Source organism: Bradyrhizobium sp. PRIMUS42 (genome assembly GCF_023006515.1).
GTDB lineage: Bacteria > Pseudomonadota > Alphaproteobacteria > Rhizobiales > Xanthobacteraceae > Bradyrhizobium.
Window position 1 is genome coordinate 14775 of sequence record NZ_JALBGZ010000006.1, and the last position, 20681, is coordinate 35455.

The 20681-nt window shown below is 59.2% G+C and carries 18 protein-coding genes; 6 read left to right on the forward strand and 12 right to left on the reverse strand.

Annotation, left to right across the window (positions count from 1 at the left end; all coding sequences use genetic code 11):
• The first annotated feature begins 40 nt into the window (after positions 1–40).
• Entirely contained in the window at positions 41–448 is a 408-nt protein-coding gene (locus MOV75_RS01835; RefSeq protein WP_247004643.1) for a hypothetical protein, read from the forward strand.
• 327 nt (positions 449–775) lie between these two features.
• On the opposite strand, the gene MOV75_RS01840 is transcribed toward MOV75_RS01835, so the two are convergent.
• From MOV75_RS01840 to MOV75_RS01850, 3 genes are all read right to left on the reverse strand, one after another.
• A complete protein-coding gene (locus MOV75_RS01840) occupies positions 776–1729 on the reverse strand; it encodes an ABC transporter substrate-binding protein (protein ID WP_247004645.1) in 954 nt (317 codons plus the stop codon).
• 323 nt (positions 1730–2052) lie between these two features.
• Positions 2053–2898: a hypothetical protein gene (locus tag MOV75_RS01845; RefSeq protein ID WP_247004647.1), complete on the reverse strand. Its 846-nt coding sequence runs from the start codon at positions 2896–2898 to the stop codon at positions 2053–2055.
• Positions 2899–2916: 18 nt separating this feature from the next.
• A complete protein-coding gene (locus MOV75_RS01850; RefSeq protein ID WP_247004649.1) occupies positions 2917–4794 on the reverse strand; it encodes a type I restriction endonuclease subunit R in 1878 nt (625 codons plus the stop codon).
• Between the two features lie 863 nt (positions 4795–5657).
• Between MOV75_RS01850 and MOV75_RS01855 the strand changes: the two genes are divergently transcribed.
• Positions 5658–6107: an SOS response-associated peptidase family protein gene (locus MOV75_RS01855; protein ID WP_258719578.1), complete on the forward strand. Its 450-nt coding sequence runs from the start codon at positions 5658–5660 to the stop codon at positions 6105–6107.
• Positions 6108–6235: 128 nt separating this feature from the next.
• Positions 6236–6505, forward strand: a complete 270-nt coding sequence (locus MOV75_RS01860) for a hypothetical protein (protein WP_247004652.1) — start codon at positions 6236–6238, stop codon at positions 6503–6505.
• Here the strand turns inward: MOV75_RS01860 and MOV75_RS01865 are convergent.
• From MOV75_RS01865 to MOV75_RS01875, 3 genes are all read right to left on the reverse strand, one after another.
• A complete protein-coding gene (locus tag MOV75_RS01865; protein ID WP_247004654.1) occupies positions 6444–6824 on the reverse strand; it encodes a hypothetical protein in 381 nt (126 codons plus the stop codon). The two genes, MOV75_RS01860 and MOV75_RS01865, sit on opposite strands and share 62 nt — an antisense overlap.
• Positions 6821–7747 carry a Ku protein gene (locus MOV75_RS01870; protein WP_247004656.1) on the reverse strand — a complete coding sequence of 309 codons (927 nt, stop codon included), beginning with the start codon at positions 7745–7747 and terminating at the stop codon, positions 6821–6823. The genes MOV75_RS01865 and MOV75_RS01870 overlap by 4 nt, the downstream gene beginning before the upstream one ends.
• A 444-nt stretch (positions 7748–8191) precedes the next feature.
• Complete coding sequence (locus MOV75_RS01875) at positions 8192–8548, reverse strand: hypothetical protein (RefSeq protein WP_247004658.1); 357 nt, start codon at positions 8546–8548, stop codon at positions 8192–8194.
• 959 nt (positions 8549–9507) lie between these two features.
• Here MOV75_RS01875 and MOV75_RS42405 point away from each other — a divergent pair.
• Positions 9508–9642, forward strand: a complete 135-nt coding sequence (locus tag MOV75_RS42405) for a hypothetical protein (RefSeq protein WP_258719577.1) — start codon at positions 9508–9510, stop codon at positions 9640–9642.
• A 125-nt stretch (positions 9643–9767) separates the two neighbouring features.
• Here MOV75_RS42405 and MOV75_RS01885 read toward each other — a convergent pair whose 3' ends face one another.
• Together MOV75_RS01885 and MOV75_RS01890 are read right to left on the reverse strand one after the other, a co-directional pair.
• A complete protein-coding gene (locus tag MOV75_RS01885) occupies positions 9768–9950 on the reverse strand; it encodes a hypothetical protein (RefSeq protein WP_246917581.1) in 183 nt (60 codons plus the stop codon).
• A 286-nt stretch (positions 9951–10236) separates the two neighbouring features.
• Positions 10237–10395 carry a hypothetical protein gene (locus tag MOV75_RS01890; protein WP_247004662.1) on the reverse strand — a complete coding sequence of 53 codons (159 nt, stop codon included), beginning with the start codon at positions 10393–10395 and terminating at the stop codon, positions 10237–10239.
• 257 nt (positions 10396–10652) lie between these two features.
• Here MOV75_RS01890 and MOV75_RS01895 point away from each other — a divergent pair, with 257 nt between their 5' ends.
• Entirely contained in the window at positions 10653–10841 is a 189-nt protein-coding gene (locus MOV75_RS01895; protein ID WP_247004664.1) for a hypothetical protein, read from the forward strand.
• Positions 10842–10987: 146 nt separating this feature from the next.
• On the opposite strand, the gene MOV75_RS01900 is transcribed toward MOV75_RS01895, so the two are convergent.
• Positions 10988–11353 carry a response regulator gene (locus tag MOV75_RS01900; RefSeq protein WP_247004666.1) on the reverse strand — a complete coding sequence of 122 codons (366 nt, stop codon included), beginning with the start codon at positions 11351–11353 and terminating at the stop codon, positions 10988–10990.
• Positions 11346–13526, reverse strand: a complete 2181-nt coding sequence (locus MOV75_RS01905; RefSeq protein ID WP_247004668.1) for a PAS domain S-box protein — start codon at positions 13524–13526, stop codon at positions 11346–11348. The genes MOV75_RS01900 and MOV75_RS01905 overlap by 8 nt, the downstream gene beginning before the upstream one ends.
• 420 nt (positions 13527–13946) lie before the next feature.
• Here MOV75_RS01905 and MOV75_RS01910 point away from each other — a divergent pair, with 420 nt between their 5' ends.
• Positions 13947–14186, forward strand: coding sequence for a hypothetical protein (locus tag MOV75_RS01910; RefSeq protein ID WP_247004670.1), 240 nt, complete (start codon positions 13947–13949; stop codon positions 14184–14186).
• Between the two features lie 307 nt (positions 14187–14493).
• Here the strand turns inward: MOV75_RS01910 and MOV75_RS42595 are convergent, their stop codons facing one another.
• Both MOV75_RS42595 and MOV75_RS01920 read right to left on the reverse strand, forming a co-directional pair.
• On the reverse strand, positions 14494–19953 hold the full coding sequence (locus MOV75_RS42595; protein ID WP_247004672.1) for a calcium-binding protein: 5460 nt from the start codon (positions 19951–19953) through the stop codon (positions 14494–14496).
• A gap of 23 nt (positions 19954–19976) precedes the next feature.
• On the reverse strand, positions 19977–20669 hold the full coding sequence (locus MOV75_RS01920) for a hypothetical protein (protein ID WP_247004674.1): 693 nt from the start codon (positions 20667–20669) through the stop codon (positions 19977–19979).
• Positions 20670–20681 lie beyond the last annotated feature (12 nt).

Below are 20681 nucleotides of genomic sequence, written 5' to 3' on the forward strand. Positions count from 1 at the left end.
GCTTCTGCGGCTGCTGTCGCGTAACCTCTGGAGAAAAGCGATGAACAAGATCGATCGAAGGTCAGCATTGGGAATCGGGTTGGCAGCGGCTTCGGTGGCTATGATGAAGCCCGCCACTGCTCAAACCACGGGCTACAAGGATGCGACGCCGTGGCCAGGCGTCGTGGTGCGCGCTTACGATGGCGAGACACCATCCATGATCCCCAGTTTTAAGACCGTCTCAATGCGCGATGTCATTATGCAGCCGGGATCGAAGACTATGGGTCCCCCGATGGAGAATGCCATGATCTGCCATATCACTGAAGGTGAGATGCGGCTCGAGCAGGATGGAAAGACCTTTACGGCCAAGAAGAACTTTGTCTGGACCTGCAACAAGGACACAAAAGAGCAGGCGTTCAACGATGGGAACGTGGTCGCAATCATGCGGATCACGGACCTGAAGGCTTAAGCCTCGTCTCTTCCTAAGAGACCTATTGCGGGTGCGGATGGCGTACTCGACGAGGCGCCCTCCGCACGCAATATAGACCGCCAATGGGTTTCCATTGAGCACACAGGCTGCCATGAAAGATGCGAGAAGGCGCCGAGAATCTTATTTAAACTCAAGCTGACGGCCGCTCCTTGAGCCACTTGTTACAACGGCAGCTTCGGGTCAAAAGCGTCAGTCTAGCACTCCGCTGCAAACTTCCGGTCTACCGCTCTGAGCCGACATGTAGCGGCACCGCCCCAACGGTAGCGATGGGCCACTTCCGGTCTCGTGCAGCGCAGCAGAAGGGGTCTATTCGATCACCTCGTCGGCCAGCGCCAGGAGATTAGGCGGGATAGTAAGGCCGATATTCTTTGCAGCTTTGAGATTGATCGCCAACTCGAATACGGTTGGCTGCTCCACGGGAAGGTCAGCGGGTAGAGCGCCGGTCAAAATCTTCGCTGTATAGTTGGCAAGCTGACGCTGAACATCGGTAATGCGAGGCGAATAACTCATCAGTCCGCCAGATTTGACAAAAAATGACCATTCATAAGTTGCGGGTATACGATACTGCTCGCACAACGCGGCGAGTTGTTCGCGGCGTGCAATGTAAAATGCATCTGGACTGACAAGAAGCGCTGCATACCTTCGGTTTCTGACTTCGTCGAAGGCAGCAGCAATTTGCTCGTCCGTGCTCGCCTTCAACACGTGAAGTTCTCGGCCGAGCGACTTGGCCGCAACTTCAGCATCCGACACTACAAAATTCGCGTTAGGATTCGTCGGGTTTACAAGCATGGCGATTGTACCGCCTCCAGGCGTCACCTCAGTCAACAATTCAAGTCGCTTGGCGGTGAGTTGCGGAGTGTACATGCTCACGCCAGTCGCGTTACCTCCCGGCCTGTTCAAACTGGAAACCACGCCGAGGTGCACCGGGTCCATGGCAATTGCAAACACGATTGGAATTGTCTTCGTCGCGGCCGTGGTCGCCATGACGCCGTTGGTACCAGTTGCGGCGACAATCAATTGAACGCGAGCCTGAATGAGACTTGCAATCAATTCTGGGAAGCGATCATATTTGCCATCAGCGAAACGATATTCGATTACGACGTTCTGGCCTTCAACAAAGCCCTTTGTGCGGAGAGCATCGCGGAAGGCGATCAGCAAATCCTTACTTTTCTCGGCCGAGTCGAAGCCAAGATAGCCAATTAATGGTAAGGCGCGGCCCTCTGCGTAAGCCGCACAAGGCAAGAGAGTTGCCGCGACCATGAAACGCGCAATGAACTCCCGCCGCCTCATTTGGGGGCCTCGGAGGTAATGAGAGGGGACGCGTCAGGATACCAGGTGCAGGGCCTGGCGCTCGATGCAGATCGTCGCACCCCAAGCATCTTTGGGAAGTTGAGGCTGCACGTCAGCCATTTGAAAGGCGCGAAAGCTCCCTCGCAATTATCCAGACGGTTCGCCTCTACCGACGGCGGATGTCTCAAATGGGTCAGATTCGGAAGTCGAACTACGCAATCGCGACTTCCGCTTTTCCCAGAACAGCAGACTAACGCCGCTACGAGCTCGCGTTAAGAGCCAGGATCGCCCAGTTAATGCAACGTCGCGGACGGCCGCTCCATCATCGCCTCGACAAATTGCCGCAAGCCCTCCATAGCCTTGCTCCGCCACGCCTCCAGCTCGCCGGCGTATTTCGACAAGTCCGCGCGAAACTCTTCTCCATCAATGTCTGCACCGCGCGCAAGCAGAAGGCGCGCGTATGCGGTGAGCGCAAGATCGCGATGGCGGCACAACTCGGCATTTGCAGTGTGGGACGCGACTCGAGTGCCTTGATCCGGTCTTTCAGCGGCGTGATTGCTGCCAGCACGAAATCGCCGATCACCGGTGCCAGCGATTTGACGAGGCCTTCGATCTCGGCTCGCCGCTGGGGCGACACCCTGGCTTCGATCGCACGGCGCTCTTCGGGAGTTGGACCAATCATGGCATGCGCCTCGTGTCTGCCGGCTTGCCATGGCGCCTTTCGTAGGCAAGCTGCAACCGCGACTGTTCTCGAACCAGTGTGCGCGCAGCCGAAATGTTATCGGGCTTGTCGTGATGCCATAGCAGTTCGCGGATGCGCTTTTCCAGCCGAGCAATGGAAATGAGATCGTCGATTTCGGGCGAAAGCCGAACCACCCGGCACCCTGCCTTTGTTGCGGCGAGCCGCCGACCATAGCCTTGGCATCGTTCGTCGCTTGTGCTGCCCTTAGCCTCTCCTGCGCCTGCTTGAACCGTTTCAGGAGCCGGTCCACCACCGGCTCAAGGGCGGCGATCAGGTCACCCTGCTTGGCCTTAGAGTTCATCTCGACCGCCGCGACGCGATCTACCTCGAATTCGTCGTAGTGCCCTGACGCATCCAGCTTAGCCCGCAGGTCGTAGATCAGGTTCGGATCAGTCACACCTTCAAGTTCGGCGCTTTAGTAGTAGGTCTTGAAGGCTGCGAGCACCTCTTCCGAGCTGTTTACGAAGTCCAGCACGTAGGTCGTGTCCTTGCCGGGGTAAGCACGGTTGAGCTGCGACAGCGTCTGCACTGCCTGGATGCCTGCCAGACGCCGATCCACATACATGCCGCAGAGCAGGGGTTGGTCGAACCCGGTCTGAAACTTGTTCGCGACCAGGAGGATCTGGAACTCGTCGCCTTTGAAGGCGTCGCGGATGTCGCGCCCGTTCAGGCCGGGGTTGAGCACCTTGCTGGTCTCGGTGAAAGGATCGGAGCCGGACTGGCTGTCATCCACCTCCCCGGAGAAGGCAACCAGCGTCCCGATCTTGTAGCCACGAGACTTGATGTATTTCTCGATGGCGAGCTGCCAGCGCACTGCCTCAAGGCGACTCCCAAGCACCACCATGGCCTTCGCGCGGCCTTCCAGCAGCGGCGCGACGGTCTCACGGAAGTGCTCGACGACGATCTGAACTTTCTGGCTGATGTTGTAGGGGTGGAGCCGCACCCAGCGCATTATCCCCTTCAGCGCCGCATCGCGCTCGACCTCCTTGTCGTCCCATTCCTTCCCATTGTTGGCGAGGCGGAAGGCCAGGCGGTAAGGTGTGTAGTTCTTCAGCACGTCGAGGATGAAGCCTTCCTCGATGGCCTGGCGCATCGAGTAGACATGAAACGGCGCCGGGAGGTTGTCGTCACCAACCGGCTGATCGGGCTTTGGAGGACGCCCGAACAGTTGCAGCGTCTTGGCCTTCGGGGTAGCGGTGAAGGCGACGTAGGTGATGCCCTTGTCGTTGGCGCGAGCCGCCATCTGAGCGGCCAGCATATCCTCGGTGCTGACTTCGCCACCGTCTCCCAGCTCGGCCAGCTCCTCGGGTGATAGCACCTGCTTGAGTTTCGCGGCGGCTTCGCCGGTCTGCGATGAGTGCGCCTCGTCGGCGATCACGGCGAACCGCTTGCCCTCGGTGGCCGCAAGCCTGCGGACTTCCTCCAGGGCGAAGGGAAAGGTCTGGATGGTGCAGACGATGATCTTTTTGCCCGCCGCCAATGCCTCCGCAAGCTGCCCGCTCTTGCTCGCCCCTTCGGACTTGATCGTGGCGACCACTCCGGTGGTGCGCTGGAAGTCGAACAGCGCGTCCTGAAGCTGGGCATCGATCACGTTGCGGTCGGAAATGACGATGACGGTGGAGAACAGCTTCTCGTTCTTCGCGTCGTGGAGATCGGCAAGGAAGTGTGCAGACCAAGCGATGGAGTTGGTCTTGCCGGAACCGGCCGAGTGCTGGATGAGGAATTTGCCGCCCGCCCCCTCCTCCAGAACCTTGGTCTGTAGCTTTCGCGTCGCGTCAAGCTGGTGGTAACGCGGGAACGTGATGCTGGCGATCTTCTTCTTGTCGTCCCGCCGGGTGACGAGATAGCGGCCAATGATCTCCAGCCAGCTATCCCGTTGCCATACCTCCTCCCACAGGTAGCTGGTGCGGTGGCCAGCCAGATTGGGCGGGTTGCCCTTCGCCCCATGATCGCCCTTGTTGAAGGGCAGAAAGGCGGTTGCTGGACCGGCAAGCTGCGTCGTCATGTGGACTTCGCTGTTGCTGACGGCGAAATGGACCAGGGCACCGCTGAGGAAGTTCAGCAGCGGCTCGACGCCTTGGCCCTTCGGTCGCGGGTTGCGGTCGAACCTATACTGGTCGATGGCGTCGTCGATGCTCTGGGTGAAGTCCGTCTTCAGTTCAGCAGTCGCGACCGGAAGCCCGTTGAGGAACAGCACCAGATCGATGCAATTCTCGCTCGCCAAAGAGTAGCGGGCCTGCCGGACCACGCGCAATCGGTTGGCGGCATAGCGAGCGAGGATGTCGGCGTTCATCGCCAGGGCAGGCTTGAACTGGGCCAGTGCAATCGGCTGGCGTAGCCCGATCAGCTCGACGCCGTGAATTTTCCGACCACTATTCCTCGGCTACCGAACGCATTCGAAGCTCACCCCCAATGGCGGCGATGACTTCCCAAGACGCGCCGAAGTCCGAGAAATGGCTAGCTCCAGCCGCGGCGTGTCTGGCACCCGTCTTGTTGCAATGCGCAAACGCTGAGCTCCGCGTCGCGAGCTTGTTCAGATTGAGCGATCCGTAAATCTCACGCTCCGTTTCATCCGACCGCTTCCTCCACACGAAGCCATTTTGGTCGCGCACGAAGCGGTGTTGAAACAATGCGATCCCATACTGAGAACGATTGCCGCCCCTGAAGGAGGGTTAGATGCGTAGCCTGATTTTCGGCGTAGTGCTCGTGGCTGTAGCAACGATTGGATTTTCATCGTTTATTTCGGCCGCCCTTTCTGCAGCGCGGGATGCAAAGGCCGCAACATTCTCGGAACGGTTTGCGCCAGCCCTAATGGTCCCCTCCAGCACTTAAGTTCGGCCGGGTAGCAGAAGCTTGGGGAAATTCTGCCGTTAGGTCAACGCATCTGCATTTTCCGAATCGAAGTTCCATGGTCGCTCGCCCATGCGTCGCGTTCAGGGGTGTAGATGTGAGCCAGTTTCTATCGATTCTGCTGCTAACAACCGCCGTGGTCCTGACCATCTGCTTCGGAGTAGCGGCTTGGCGCCTCTCTGACGAAAAGGACGTCGACATTACTGGCCAGATCCCGCGCCAGTCCTATGGATGGAAGGTGCCACCCACCCGATAGTCCTCCTTGCGCCCGCCTGCAGCGCTCTCTGCGTGAAATACTCCGCTGGCATGGCCTTTGCGGATCCAGCCAAATCTCCATCGGTCCTGGCAGGGAAGCACTGGACGCGCTGGCTCGGCCTCGAGAATCGCTGCTTGGTGCCGTTCAACTCGTTCAGCGAGTTCAACAAGGCGGAAGGCGGAGACATCTGGTTTGCGCTGGACGAGACGCGACCACTCGCCTGTTTCGCCGGCATTTGGACCAACTGGACCTCCGTCAGAAAGGTCAAGGAAGGGGAGACCACCAACGACGTATACGCGTTCCTGACGACGGATGCGAACGCCGAAGTGGGCGCTATCCATCCCAAGGCGATGCCTGTGATCCTGAGAACGCCCGACGAGGTGGAGACATGGATGACGGCCCCAGCGGACGAAGCCTTGAAGCTGCAGCGGCCCCAGCCGGTTGGGACGCTGCGGATCGTCGCGCGCGGGGTGAAGGAAGACGCCGCTTCCGGAACGTAACGTTCTGCACAGGCCCCGCGGAACACGTGGACAAGCCGTAGCCCTACCGATTTTGAATCCCAGACCCGTGCTAACCGGCTGGAACGAGCAGGCGGGCGGAAGGATTCGTCCCGGCAGGAGTGATTTCGATGCTGATGACGAAGGAACGGCGGCCGGCGATCAGGACCCTGAGAGGCTGGGCGCTCTCCGTGCTGCAGGAGGCCGGCGCCATTCACGAATGCGAGGAGCACGGTTGGGCTCAAGACCGGGCGGACCCTCACGCCCGCCACCGCGCTTTCGAGCTCGCCCGCCACGATCCACCACACGGCGTCTCCGCGGATCAAGCCGTGGCGGAGATCAACGATGTCCTCGATTCAATTGGCGACTCGTGTCCAGAGTGCTCTGACGAGGGCCAGTGAGACTGGCCTGGATGTTGGCGTACCACGCGGCATAAGGCGTATTTTTTGCCATATGCCGATTGAAGTCCGGGGCGCCATCTTTCCACCAGACCGGCCCCCGCTCCCCCAGCGCTTGCTTGACCTGATCCACGTTGCGATGCGCGGCCACTTCGCCTTCCAGGTTTTTGTCCGCCTTCGCGTCGCGGACCGCCCGCCTGGCCGCCATCAACCGCTTCACCAGCCCGGAGCGCTCATCCTCTCCGAGATTCGGGTTGGCCATTCTCCAAAGGCGACCACGGACGACGAAGTAGCGTCCATCTAGCGTCACCGGATGCTTCACGCTGATTTCCGCCGCGCCCCCGCCGCGGACTTCTTCGCGGACGACTCCTTGACGGCCGCCTTCTTGCCCGCGATCGGCATCAGCATCTCCTTCTGGCCTGCCGCCGCCTTCCTGGGCTTCTTGGCAGGCTTGTCTGCCTTCGCAGGGGCCTCCTTGCCAACGCTCCGCCGCAGCGCCTCCATCAGGTCGACGACGTTCTCGCCCTTCGGCCTCTCCTTGGGTTGGATAACCTTGCCGGCACGCTTCTGATTGATCAGGTCGATCAGCGCGGTCTCATAGTGGTCCTCGAACTTCTCGGGATCGAACCGTCCGGCCTTCTGGTTCACGATGTGCTTGGCTAGGTCGAGCATGTCCTTTGTGACTTTTACGTCTTGGATCTCGTCAAAATACTCCTGCTCGCTGCGCACCTCGTAAGGATAGCGCAGCAGCGTGCCGACAAGTCCCTTGTCCATTGGCTCAAGCGCGATGATGTGCTCGCGGTTGGTCAGCACGACCCGTCCGATCGCGACCTTGTCCATCTCGCGGATGGTCTCGCGGATCACCGCGAAGGCATCGTGGCCAACCTTCCCGTCAGGCCGGATGTAGTAGGGGCGGATCAGGTAGCGCGGGTCAATGTCGGACCTGTCGACGAACTCGTCAATCTCGATGGTCCGCGTGGACTCCAGCGCGATCTCCTCGAGCTCTTCTTTCGATACCTCGATGTACTGGCCCTTCTCGAGCTCGTAGCCCTTAACGATGTCATCATTTGGCACCTCGTCGCCGGTATCGGCGTCCACCTTCAGGTATTTGATGCGGTGGCCGGTCTGCCGGTTGAGCTGATTGAATGAGACCTTCTCGCTCTCGGATGTAGCCGGATAGAGCGCCACGGGGCAGGTGACGAGGGACAGGCGCAGGAAGCCTTTCCAGTTGGCGCGAGGGGCCATAACGCGGAACTCCGGAACGTTGTTGCACGATTCAAGACGAACAACGCACCCCGGTTCCGACATGAGCCACGCCGACCCCTGATTATTTCCACCAGGGAAAACTTGGCGCATTGCCATATTTTCCCGATGCGATTCACATACGTGAATGACGCTTCAAAGATGAATGTCCTCCCTGCTAGGTGCAATCGGGAGCATGCTTCATTGAGTGACGAAGTTCCATCGCAGAGCCGATTTTTGGTTCGAATCGGAGGCAACGGTTGGATGGTCTACGATCGAGAACGCAAGGGCCCAGCATTGATCGGGACCGCCTGGGCGGCCAGTTTGACCAAGGAGAAAGCTGAACAAGTGCTACGGTCGCTTACTTCTTCGCCTGCGGAGAAGCAGCCCTCTCAAACCGGCAGCGGCCCGCCCGCGTGAAATCGGCGGCCGATGCGGCTTGACCGGTCAGTTCGAGCTATCGCGCGCTAGCCGGACAACCCTGCGGGGACCGTCCCACACCTCTACAACAGGGTGCGGATCTAGAAATTTTTCGGCCCGATCTTCCGCGTCTTTGTCTGTCTGGCAATCGATCTCGTAAACTGCGCGAGCAATGCCGAACAAATCGACCGCATATGCAATATACTGCATGGCATTTTCCAGGTGCGGAAAGCTGCCAATACGATTCTCCTGCGCGACCATCGTTGCTATGGCACAGGCAAACTTGGCGGCGGTGGTCGATCGACAAAAAACGGCCCCAGCGTTTGGCGGCGGCTGGGGCCGTTGGAACGCTCCGGCACCAAGGGGGGCTTTGAGCCGGAGCACGGCACCAATCCAGTCGCTTGCTGGTAGTTCCTACGATAAAGGCCATGCGAGAGCCGACCCATCGCCAAACGCGCGTTCGAACGATGGGCCGTCCCGGGTGGATGTCGCGAAGCTGGAGTGGTCCAGGTATCGCGCCACAGACCAAAATCTTAATATCCTCGGCCGGAGAGTCGTTCCTCGTAAGATACCCCCTGGTGCGGCGTGTAGGCGGCAATCGAGGGGGCTAACTCTAACTCGCCAACGAAAGAGCATTTCGCCTGCGATCGCGAGGCGTTTAGCGGTTTGGGATCGAGCTAAGGGCACTTGGCATGCGCGTCCTGCATCGCGATGCTTGCGCGGTTCGTCGCGGCACCGGCCGCGGGATATGTCGCAAGGCAGCGCCTGCGGCTTACTTTTGTAGGCACCTTCCTTTCGGGGTCGCGTTGATCGCGATGAGCGAAGCTGATTTTGCAAGATACGTCCAGCAAGCGCAGGACTGCCTAGACGAGGCAGGGAAGGCCACGAGCGAGGTCGATAAGGCGGCTTGGCTGAAGCTCGCAGGAGAGTGGATGGAGATGGCGCGCAAAGCCCAAAGGGAGAGCCCCTTCTGAGCACTAGCGACGCAGGCCTGGCTTCCCGAGGCGCGGCCTGGTTCATGTTAGGAACTGAAACTGCCCAATACCGTTGCGGAGTCGTCGTAAAAGGCTGAGGAACGCGCCATGACACAGCGCCGCCGAAGAGTGAAGCAAACTCGAACCCTTGAAGAACGATTGGCCGAACAGGCCGCCAAGCTGAAAGCACTGGCCGACCAATTGCCCGCCGGAAGTGAGCGCGAGGGGCTCCTAAGGAGGGCACGCTTAGCTGAGACCGGCGCCCATCTCAGCGATTGGCTTACCTCACCGGAGTTGCGGTAAACGGAGTAAGGTCACTCCTTGATTCAAGTCAACGGGCCTCTTTTAAGCTAGTTGCACCACTGGGCCATGACCAAGCCCGAGGAACAGAGCGAGGAGAAAGAGGCCAAGCCCTCTCTCTTGGAGGAGGCTCGTCGGATCGTTGAGGAGTACGCCAACGACTTGCGAGAGATCATCCGGAACCTCCGCCGGAAGATGAACTAAGGCCGCCCCAATTGGCGGCCTCTTTCTGGCGGGCCTTTCCTGCACTCGCCGACGTCTAGCGGGTCACCAGCTTGGGAGCCCCGCCTAGGTCTATCGGATCTTCGAAAGGCCGCCCCAGCCGCCAGTCATCCTTTGCTCTTCACACCCTCCGCAATCGCGCGCTCGACTTCGGCGGCGAGCCCGCTCAGGTGATCCGCCAGCCGGCTGAAGAGTTCTCGCTTCTTAGCATCGCTGGCCAAATCGCGGATGAGGGCGCATTCCGCCGCATCCGTGCGGAGCTTTTCCAACTGAGCCTGCATGTCTTTCATTGCGGTCGGTCCGTTCCCGAACGGGAACTATACCCGGTGTGTGCAAAAGCGGACAGAACTGATTGCCGGTTTTTCCTAGGCTCGAACCACCTTGGCGTTTCCCATTACCGCCAGGCACTCCAGCGGCCCCAGCACCATCGTGATTTTGCTGGGGCCGTTTCTCTGCCGGCGTCGATCAGCCGAGGGCGCGTATTATGGCAGTAGGCAATTTGATCAGGTAAGTGGGGTCAACGGTCCCAACAGTCCCTGGCGCACGGAAGCGCCCCTTGAAGGGGAGATGGATTTCCTATTTGGGACCGAAAGCGCTCAGGAGCCCGATCGCAACGGGTATCAGGGCGACGCAGGCCCAGAAAGCTGGCGCGCCAGAGTTTAGACCGGCAATGAAGATCCCGATGCCAAAGCCGACGATAAAGGCCGAGATCGCATAGGCAACTACTGTGTCCATCGGTCGATCACAGGCAACAGGATCGATGCCTTCAGGACGCGCCGCGGCACCAAACGTTCCAGCGCGCCGAGGCGCCCCTGATGGGGATGGATTTGTTAATCAGGTGAGATGACAGGCGGAGCGTGAGAACTCCCGCCAAACAGCCTTGTCGGGCTGCGTTTGGCACCAGGGCGGGCCCCCCCTGGTGGGTAGGGTCTGGACGCCAAGTTTTGAAGTGTTCTAAAATGCCCTCGGGACGGCACAGACCAGAGCGCAAGGTGGAAGAATACCGAGCATATATCGTCGACAAAGACGGTCACATTACCAGCCGGATCGACCTCCTCTGTGAAGACGAGGACAGCGCACGCCAGCGCGCCAAGCAGCTTGTTGATGGTCACGCCGTTGAGTTATGGCGGGGCAACGCGAAGATTGAGCAGTTCGAGCCGCCACCGCGTGCCCAACCCTGACGGAGTGGACGCTCAAGCGACGTTGTGGCATTTCGGCCCATGAGCCAAGAAGACGCAAAGCGGTTCCGCGAGCAGCCGGATGAATGCCGCCAGCAGGATCATGCTGCGCCCAGCAGTGGCAGCGCGAGCAGGGTGAATGCCCATGACTAGAGACCCGGCAAAAGCGTCCGCAATTTCTCGCTCAATTGATCTACGGAGAACGGCTTCCCAATGGTGGGCGCATTTCTGAACTCCTCCTCAAGCGGTGGTCCGCCGTAGCCCGTGCTGAAGAGGAAGGGAATCCTCCGGTCGCGTAAGATGCGAGCCACCGGAAAAACAAAGTCGCCAGCAAGGTTCACATCAAGCAGCGCCAAATCGAACGATTCCGTGGTCGCGAGCTCGCAGGCTTTTTTCACTTGGGCAGCCGAGGCCACCACCTTCAATCCCAATTCTTCGAGCATGTCTTCGAGCATGAGGGCGACCAGCCCTTCATCCTCGACGAGGAAAACCCTGGCGCCAGACACCTCAGCCATTGGACACCGGAACCTTGATGGGAAACACCACGCGGCAGCGGATCCCCTCCGGCTCGAACACCAGATCGAACTCCCCGGCAAGATCATGCTCTACGCAACGCTCCATCAACCGCGTGCCGAATCCGCGCCGCTTGGGCGGCGTGACCGGCGGTCCCCCACGTTCGCGCCATTCGCATTCCAGCACGCTTTGCGGCCGCTCACCGGCGCCGAACCGCCAGGTGAGCGACACCGATCCCTCTGGCACTGAGAGTGCGCCATATTTCGCGGCATTGGTCAGAAGCTCATTGAGGACCATGGTGATGTTTAGCGCCGTGCGCGCGTCCAGATCGACGTGTGGCCCCGCTGTCACCATCCCTCCGCCCGAAACAGAGGCGACGATGTCGTGCACCAGCTTTTCGAACGGAGCATCCTGCCAGTTTCGCTTGGTGAGCAGGTCATGCGCGCGGGCGAGCGCAAGGAGTCGTCCCGTGAACGTCGGCAGAAACTCGTCAAGGTCTGCGGCATGACGAGCAGTCTGGCTCGCGAGGGACTGCACTGTGGCCAAGGTGTTTTTCACCCGATGGTTCAGCTCGTCGATGAGCACCTTTTGGGCGTTCTCAGCCCGCTTTCGTTCGCTGATGTCGACGAGCATGTTGATAGCGCCGACCAGGTTACCGGCCGCGTCGCGCAGCGGCGTCGGATAGGGAATGAACGGCACGCGCCCGCCGTCCGGGCGCTCGGCCACCGCTTCGGCACCACGAACCGGTCGGTTTTCGCGCAGCGCGACGGCCATTGGGCATTCGTTGTGCGGCAGCGGAGAGCCATCAGGCCAATAGAGTTTCCAGGTTACGCACCACTCGTCGCCGGGCTGCGGCGTTCTCCCGGCCATCTCGATCGCGGCCCGATTAAAGAAATTGATTCGGCCCTCTGCGTCGGTCGTATAGATGGCTGCGGGCAGCGCCTCGAGGAGATCGCGCATGCGCTGCTCCCCTTCGCGCAAGCGATCCTCCAGCTGTTTGGTGGCGGTGACATCCTGGGCGACACGCACGCCGTAAAGGAAGCGACCTTCCGAATTGCGCACCGATGAACTAAAGATATCGAGATGGCGCACGGAGCCGTCGGGCCGCAGGGCGCGCTTGCGAACGGTGTAGCTCTCTATGTCGCCGCGGACCTGCCGCGTGTAGAGTTCCGCATCCTCGGTCTGGTCATCCGGATGGGTGTAGTCGAAGAAGGACATCCGCAGCAGCTCGTCGCGCGAGCGCTCCGTGATGCGGCAGAGGGAATCGTTCACTCGCAAGAAGTGCCCATTCTCGTCAGTCTCTGAGATGCCGACGCTGGCGGCCTCATAAGTTGCGGCCAACCGGGCTTCACTGGCTCGGCGTGCGTCTTCAGCAGCATGCAAGTTCGTCACGTCAATGGTGAAGCAGCGCGTGTTGACGAACTTGCCATCCACAAAGCGGCTGTTGGACGTGATCAGCACATGCTTCAAGGAGCCATCACGCGCTCGCAGCCGGGCAGGATAGCGGTCGAGCGGCTCGCCGCACGAAAGCCGCTGAAGGATATCGCCGATGACCGGAGCGTCGGCATGAAACTCCGCAACGTGACGGCCGATGTACTCCTCAGGCCTGTACCCAAGCATATCAAGTTCAGCTTTGTTGGCGCGGAGGATAATGCCCGCGCTGCTGACGATATGCAGGCCGACGGCGCCGTTGTCGAAGAAGTCCTCCAAATCCTTTGTCGTCCGACGAACTTCCTCTTCGATCTGCTTGCGTCCCGTGATGTCCTGGAAACAGTTGATAGCGCCTTGAATGCGGCCGGAGTGGTCGCGCAACGCACGGATGTTCACCAAGGCCGTAAAGCGGGACCCATCCGGCCGCGCCATGATGACTTCGGCATTGCGCGTAGGCCTGCCGAGACGCACCGCCGTGGCCATAAGGCAGTCGCTATGGGCGAGCGGCGTTCCATTCATCAGATACAGTTGATGCGAACCGCAGAAGCGCTCTTTCGTGGCAGCGTCTGGTGTTCGTCCCCACAGGTCCACGGCCTCGCTGTTGTAAGCAACGAGCCATCCTTCCGCGTCACAGACGTACACCGCCCCAGGAATGGCATCGAGGGCCGCGTGTCCAGCCGCGACCAACGCTTCGAACTCCGTTGGGCGACGAGCAGCCAGCGGAAATTCTTCGACATTCGACATAAAGGTGCTCTCGGTGGGAGAGAAGGACGGCCCGATACGAGCCAGCCTGTTCAACAAGGGACATTGGGCAAAACCCCCGTGGCCCGAACCCTCTCTAACGTCCTGCGCGGCTAGGGGTTCCGCGGGTGCACTACGCACTTCGTCGAAGCTGGAACCATCCTGTGAAAGCACCGCCTAATCAGTGGTTGGTTGCAGGCCGGGAGAAGGCAGCCACTCGCTTCGATGCGCCCCAGTCTCCACTAAACGCGCCTTCCGCAGTAGGTGCGGCGATCGTTTCAAGGGAGTGAGTTTGCTTCACTCTGCGGCGCCAGGGAGTCCCGTCCGATGCCGGAGCCAGCCTAAGCACTTAGCGACCGTTCTGCTTCCTTGATCTGCCGCAGTTGCATAGCAGGTTTGGTCCGCGATAAGCGCCCCTTCAAGATGAAACCTTACGATCAAAGCAAGATCGACTATGAAGACTCCGGCTGTGGGGGATACTACTTCTACGGAGACTCCCTAGAGACGGTTTTGAGGGCGGCAAAGGCGGGGCCGCCTGCTATGCTCGAAAATGCGGTGCAGCCGTTTTTCATCGGGTTGGCAATCACGTTGATTAGCGCGGCTCTTTCATTCTCCGGCTTCTGGTTGATCGGCTGGCTCTGCGCGGGCTTCACTCGGGACTAAGGGGGCAGTCCGCGATGAACGACGAGGGTGGCTGCGCTTGGGTTTTCCTATTACCGGTGATGCTGGCTTGAAGCTGGTTGGATAATTGCGGTAGTCGCTGAAGTGCGGTCTCGGACCGCCAATGCGGCTCTTAGGGAAATGTTCCATAACATCTCGTATCGGAATCGACCTGGTCGCCGTCGAGATTGGCGCGTTGTGTGTTTGAGACGCGTCAAAAGGCGGCGAGCACAAGATCACCTGCATCGAAGTCGTCTCCTCGATGCAAGGTGATCACGCTCGATCGCAGTCAATGAGTCCCCCAACCCTCTTATGCCACGTGCCATCCAAGCTGGCTCATCACGTGGGATGCTAGGTGATCAACATCCATCGACGCGCTTGAGTTGACAGCAAAGGCAAAGCCTTCCCCGAGCGCTGGAACGTGAGCGCCAGCCCCATGCAATTCGTCGGCCGCCAGCTGAGAGAGTTGGTGGACGGCCGAACTTCCAGCTTCATAAGCGAGAGAGACATCCCCAGCTGTGCCAACCGTGCCGTCCTTCCATGCGAAGTTTGCCAAGCCGCTGATGATTGAGCCATCGGCAAAGGTCTGCAACGGGCCTTTTGGATCGAGCCCGATCGAGACGATGCCGATCGCATCCAAGCTCTTGAGTTCGCCCGCTTGCGAAATGCCGTCGCCATTCGCGTCCTGCCAAATCCGGAAGTCACTCCAGCGGCTGTCGCCGGCATCGAGTAGGCTGTTATGATTGGTATCAAACACCTGCGCCAGCGCAGCCATGTCGGAGGTCGTGCCCGGCGCCCAAGCCGTGAATACGATTTCCTTGGCTTGATTGATCGCGCCGTCTGGGCCAGCGCAGCCATTGGCACCGAGATCAATGGCGAGCAGGCCATCGCCGCCCGATATCCAGGCCGTATGTGCGGGATCACCTTGGCCGTCCATATCGAAGGAAGCGGACGAGTTGGACAAGCTTACGAGATTGACGCCGTTGCCATCGAGGTCAAGCACGACAGGAGAAGCACCGATCACGCCGTCGCCATTGAGATCCTGGTGGAAAGTGGCTTCAAGCGCTTTCAGAGAGGGGTCGTTTCCACTCACTTCAGGAGCAGCGGCGAGCGTTGTCAGGAAGTTACCGTTGCTGTCTGTGCTCCAGATCGAAAACTTTCCGGTCGAGGAGTTCTTCCAGGCGACGTCATAGCCCCCGCCTGACACCTGTTCAGCAGCGATGACCGAGTAGGCTCCATAGTTGGCGGCAATTACCGCAGAGCCCTGATACTTCAGCATCGGGCCGGCACCCGAGCTGGTGCTGAGCATGTAGTAATAGCCGCCATAGAGGACCGTGCTGGTCGCGCCATTCAATTCGATGGAAGGTACACCAATGGTGCCATCGCTATTAAGATCCTGATGGAAAACTGTTTCGAGTGCCTTAAGAGACAAATCATTGCCAAGGACCTCAGGGGCAGCCGCAAGAGTCTTCACAAAATTGCCGTTAGCGTCTGTGTTCCAGATCGAATAGTAACCGGACGAGGCGTCCTTCCAAGCGACGGCATAACCGCCATCCGACATCTGCTCAGCGGCAAAGACCTTGTACGCACCATAGTTCGCGGCGATTACTGCAGAGCCCTGATACTTCAGGAGTGGGCCGGTGCCGGTGCTGAGGCTGTTCAGGTAATAGTAGCCGCCATACAGGACTGCCCCCGTCGATCCAAAGGTTTCCATCGGGACGATGCCGAGGATGCCATCGCCATTGAGATCTTGGTGGAATGTCGGCTCTAGCGCCTGAAGTGAAGGGTCTGTTCCCGAGACTTGGGGAGCGGACGCAAGGGTCGAAAGGTACGCTCCGTTGCTATCCGTGCTCCACACCGAGAATTGCCCGCTTGAATGCTTCCAGACGACGTCATAGCCGCCGCCTGTCACTTGCTCGGCGGCTATGACAGTCCATGCGCCCCAAGCCGAAGCAAGCACCGATGAGCCTTGATATTTCAGAATCGGCCCAGTCCCCGTGCTCAAGCCGATAAGATAGTAATTGTTCGCCGAAAGAACCAAGCTAGTCGATCCGAGCGCCTCTATCGTCGTGGGGACGCCGATCGTGCCGTCACCATTGAGGTCTTGATGGAGCACCGGTTCCAGCGCTAGGAGCGAGGCATCGTTGCCAAGCACTTCAGGAGCGGCGGCTAGTGTGGTGAGGAAGTTACCGTCGCTATCTGTACTCCAGACAGAATAGTGCGGCGCGCTCGTTGAACTCTTCCAGACGACGTCGTAGCCACCACCCGAAACCTGCTCTGCAGCAATGACAGACCACGCGCCCCAATTGGCGGCCATCACCGGCGAACCCTGATACTTCAGGACCGGTCCGGTGCCAGTGGTCTTGCTGTTGAGGTAATAGTTGTTGTTGGACAGCATCAGGATAGTTGACCCGGCTTCTTCAACCGGTGGCACGCCGATCGCTCCGTCGCCGTTCAAATCTTGGTGGAAGCTCGGCTCGAGCGACATTAGCTCCGTGCTGTTTCCCTGCACGACGCCGCCGGTGCCGTTGCCGACGACATTGCCGCTGCTGTCGGTGTTCCAGACGGTATACTGGTCAGCACCAGGCAGGCGGATCGCGAGCTCGTAGCCGAATGAGGTCTGCTCTACGCCAAGGAGCGTGCGGCCTTCCAGCATGTCGGACGTGAACGGCACGCCGCCGTATTTCAACATTGGTCCGATGCCATCGGCGTAGAAGTAGTAATTGGTCCCGATCTGCATCAGGCTCGTCGAACCGGCTGTATCAATTGTCGCAAAGCCCGCCGCCAAACCAGCTCGAGGCGAGAAGTCAAGCGTCGTGCCGTCGGCAAAAACGAGCTTTTCAATGCGGTCGAGCGGGTCGAGCCAATTTTGCAGCGTAATGCGATCGGTCATCTGAGCGAGCGACAAACTCGGGTTGGCCGGGTCCTTGATGCCAACGATGAAATCGTTGCCCGAAAGCTGGAAGACAATGTCAGATGGCCTGATGCCCGAAGCGAAGGCTAGGGTATCGAGGCCGCCGTCAATATGGCCAACCACTGTTCCTGACACGACCACGTGGTCGAAGATAGTATCGGTCTCATCGCCCCGGCTGAAGACGTAAGTATCGTTGCCTAGCCAGCCGTTGAGGCTGTCACTCCCTTTGCCGCCCCGCAGGACGTCGTTACCCTGGCCACCGAAAAGGGTGTCATTGCCGGCGCCGCCGTCCAAGAAGTCCGCGCCTGCGCCACCCGCGATGGAGTCATTCAACGCGCCGCCGACCGCGACGTTCTGGCTCGTCGCCGAGCCGCTGAAACTGTTCGGCATATCGTCGCGACCGAACCAAATGTTGTTGCCGTTCGACCCGGTTACCACCTGGACGCCGTTAACGATCGTCGATGACGCCGGGCCATGAAAGCTCCCGGCCGCGAGCCCGTCAGCGAAGACGAACTCGACCGTTTTGCCAGTCGCATCGACCACCACGTCGGTGTGGCTCGCGAACACCGACAGCGCGCCGGGAATGTCGACATTACCGGGGACGTGAATGGCGATCGTGACGCTACCGTCGCCGCCGTGCTTCACGGACAAATCCGCCAGGCTGAAGCTAAGCCCCGCCTTGCGGATGGAGTCGAGATAACCGGTCACCATGCCGCCCAGAAAATCCACGGCACCGTAGTGGCTCAGCCCAAGGTCCTGAACGCGCGCGAACGTCGCCGCCCAGCCTTCGGTGAAGGCGGTGTTCGGATTGGCCGCGATCAGCGCGTTGATGACCTCGCGATTGTCCAGATAGCGCTCATAGTCCTGCGCCACCTGAAGGTCGCCCGCCAGCGTCAGCATATCCGCGACATTGCCGTTGTGGTGAGCGCGCTTCAGCAGCAGATTGCCGCCGATCGCCTCGGTGCCTTGGAGCAAGTTTACGGCCAGCCAACGCGTCACCTCGTCGGCCGAGGCTAGGTTATTGAAGTTCTGCGTGCTGCTGTCGAGGGAAGCCCGATAGATCACGCCCGTGTTATTGCTGACGACGGCATAACCGATCAGGGTCGTAGCGATTCCCGTCATGCCAACGCCATCCACCGCCGACAAATAGGCGTTGGCCATGCCGATGGCGGCGTTACCCATCGCAGCCGACACGCTAGCATCGCCACCGTCCTGCACGTGGTTCAGGCTGGTGGAGTAGAAGCGCTCGCCCTGGCTCACTACATTTGTCGCTAGCGGAGTTGAACTGCCGCCGGCCCAATCGCCGACGATCGTGCCGAGCAGTGTGCCGAGGAAGGCGCCGATGCCCGGCAGCACCAGGTTAAGTGCGAGACTGGCGCCGGCCACGGCCACCCCAATAAGCCCTCCAACGGCCCCCGCGAGCTGCCCGCCGATCGCACCGCCCATGTTCTCGGCGTGAACAATCTGGTTTGCGAGAAGCGACCCTACGGAGCCGCTGAGAGCACCAACGGAGGTGCTCAAGGCGGAGGTCCAGTTTATGGCTAGGGCGGTGCCCTCGAACGTATGGGCAAGAGCTTGGTTGAGCACGCTGCCGGCATAGCCGCCCACGGCAGAGTTGAACAATTGGGCACCGTAGCCGCTCAGCCCGAGGGCCGTGCCGAGTTCGGCCGTGAGGAACGAGGCAACCGAGCCGGCGGCCGCGCCGGCGATATTGAGGCCGACGTTGCTGAAGACGCCCTCTATCGCAACACTCGAGCCGTCAGTGAGCAGCGAAGCTGCGACGAGTTGGCCAAGCTTCTGACCAATTAGGCCGCCGACTGCGCCGGCCGCAAGTTGCGCGAACTGATTGTCACCCGCAACGGCCCGTCCGATTGCCGAGCCGAAGATCTGACCGACGGAGCCTGTGTTCGCAACTGTTGGATCAAGAAGGACGTTGGCGGCGGTAATCTTGCCCGTCTCGTCCTTGGACACGTCGAGTTCGGAGTAGGGGTGCTTGTTGTGAGTGTCCCAGTACTTGAGCATCTGCTCGCCGGAATCTAACACCTCCTGTTGAAACTGCAGATATCCATCCGCCTCTCGAAAGAAAGCGTACGAGAGCCACGCCTGAGTATTATAAAGATCATGCTCAGTAATCGTAGACGAGCCGTTCGAAAAATCCTCCTGAACTAGATTTGGGTCATTCGGCTGCGTGGGATCGACCGTATCGTAGTTCCGATTTTGCGCTTTGATCGGCAGATGCGAATAAAACGAACTGCTCTTGTCAGCCAAAAGCCTGTACATATCGTCGGCGGTCAACGAATCCCAATTAATTCCCGAAACGGCCGGCTTTGTCGTAGGATTTCCGTTCAGCTCCACTTTGGCCCGATTGAGCGCTCCAAGTTCGAATGGATCCGGCGTTGCTGACCCGAATAATACCTGGACCTGCTGAAGCGTAATTAATCTGAAGGCGACTTCGCCGGTGGCGTCTTGACCTAGAACCAGATCGCCCGGCGGAGTTTGGCCTACTTCACCGTGAAAATATCCACCACCTGTTAGATCAGGAAATTCAACATGAGTGACCTCGTGAACCGCAACAACGTAGAACGGCTTATCGACGCCTTGTCCGGTATTGAAGACAAGTTCTCCATTACTATCAATTTTTAAGCGATCTAAATTGAAGGTTATCGCCTTTCCGCCATCAGTTATCCCGAAAGCTTTGTCAGCCCCGAGGTTTCCGAATTTGATCGAGAGCGATTGCGTTTGACTACCGATCAACAGATTGGTGGTCGGGTCATTCACGATCGTGTTGAGCACCTGCTGCGTTCTTGGCAACATCGCAGCCGAAAGCCCACTATAATTGATCTTCACATCAACCACGCCGCCCCCCTCAATCAAACTTTCTATCTTGCACCGCTGCCCGGCATCGGAGCATCTATGTCAAAAATGTCCCGCAAACATGCAAAATAGTTCGCGCGGTCATGTCCATTTGGGCCAGATGAAATCTTTAGATAATCCGACCGAACGTATGCCTTCTCGTGAGAGCTTTCGTCTCTTGAGGCATTCCGATAAAGATCGAACAAAGCAACGAGTGACTTCCCTGACTCGTCCAACACAATCAGAGAGCCAAATTCACGCTCGGCATCTTGGGCAGGGAGCAATCCCGGCACAGGACGAACGACCAAATTCCTCCGATAGGAGAATTTACGTGACGTTCTGCCGCTCGCTCTGGGCAACACTGCTGTACCCGTGCATACCGTTTCGCAATCTCGCGATTCGAAAATGACCGAAAACGACAACTCCACATCTTTAAGGTACGGATCTCTGAATTTTAGCCCGTTCAGCACGTGTATTCTGGGGGCGATAGTGCCCCCATTTCTCCGTTGCTCTTCGAGATAGTACTGGACATTTGAGCGCTGCATATCGCTCAATTCGGCAAGGTCACTCGGCCGAACGTCCTGCGCGAGTGAAGCAACACTTCTGCAACGAGCTTTCGGGGTATCGTCAGCGTGAATCGCCGTGGCGAAAAAGAGGGATGGCAGCATCCAAATCAGGATGCCGTGCATCGCCCCCTTGAATGGGAGGTTAAGCGACATCTTCTCATCGAG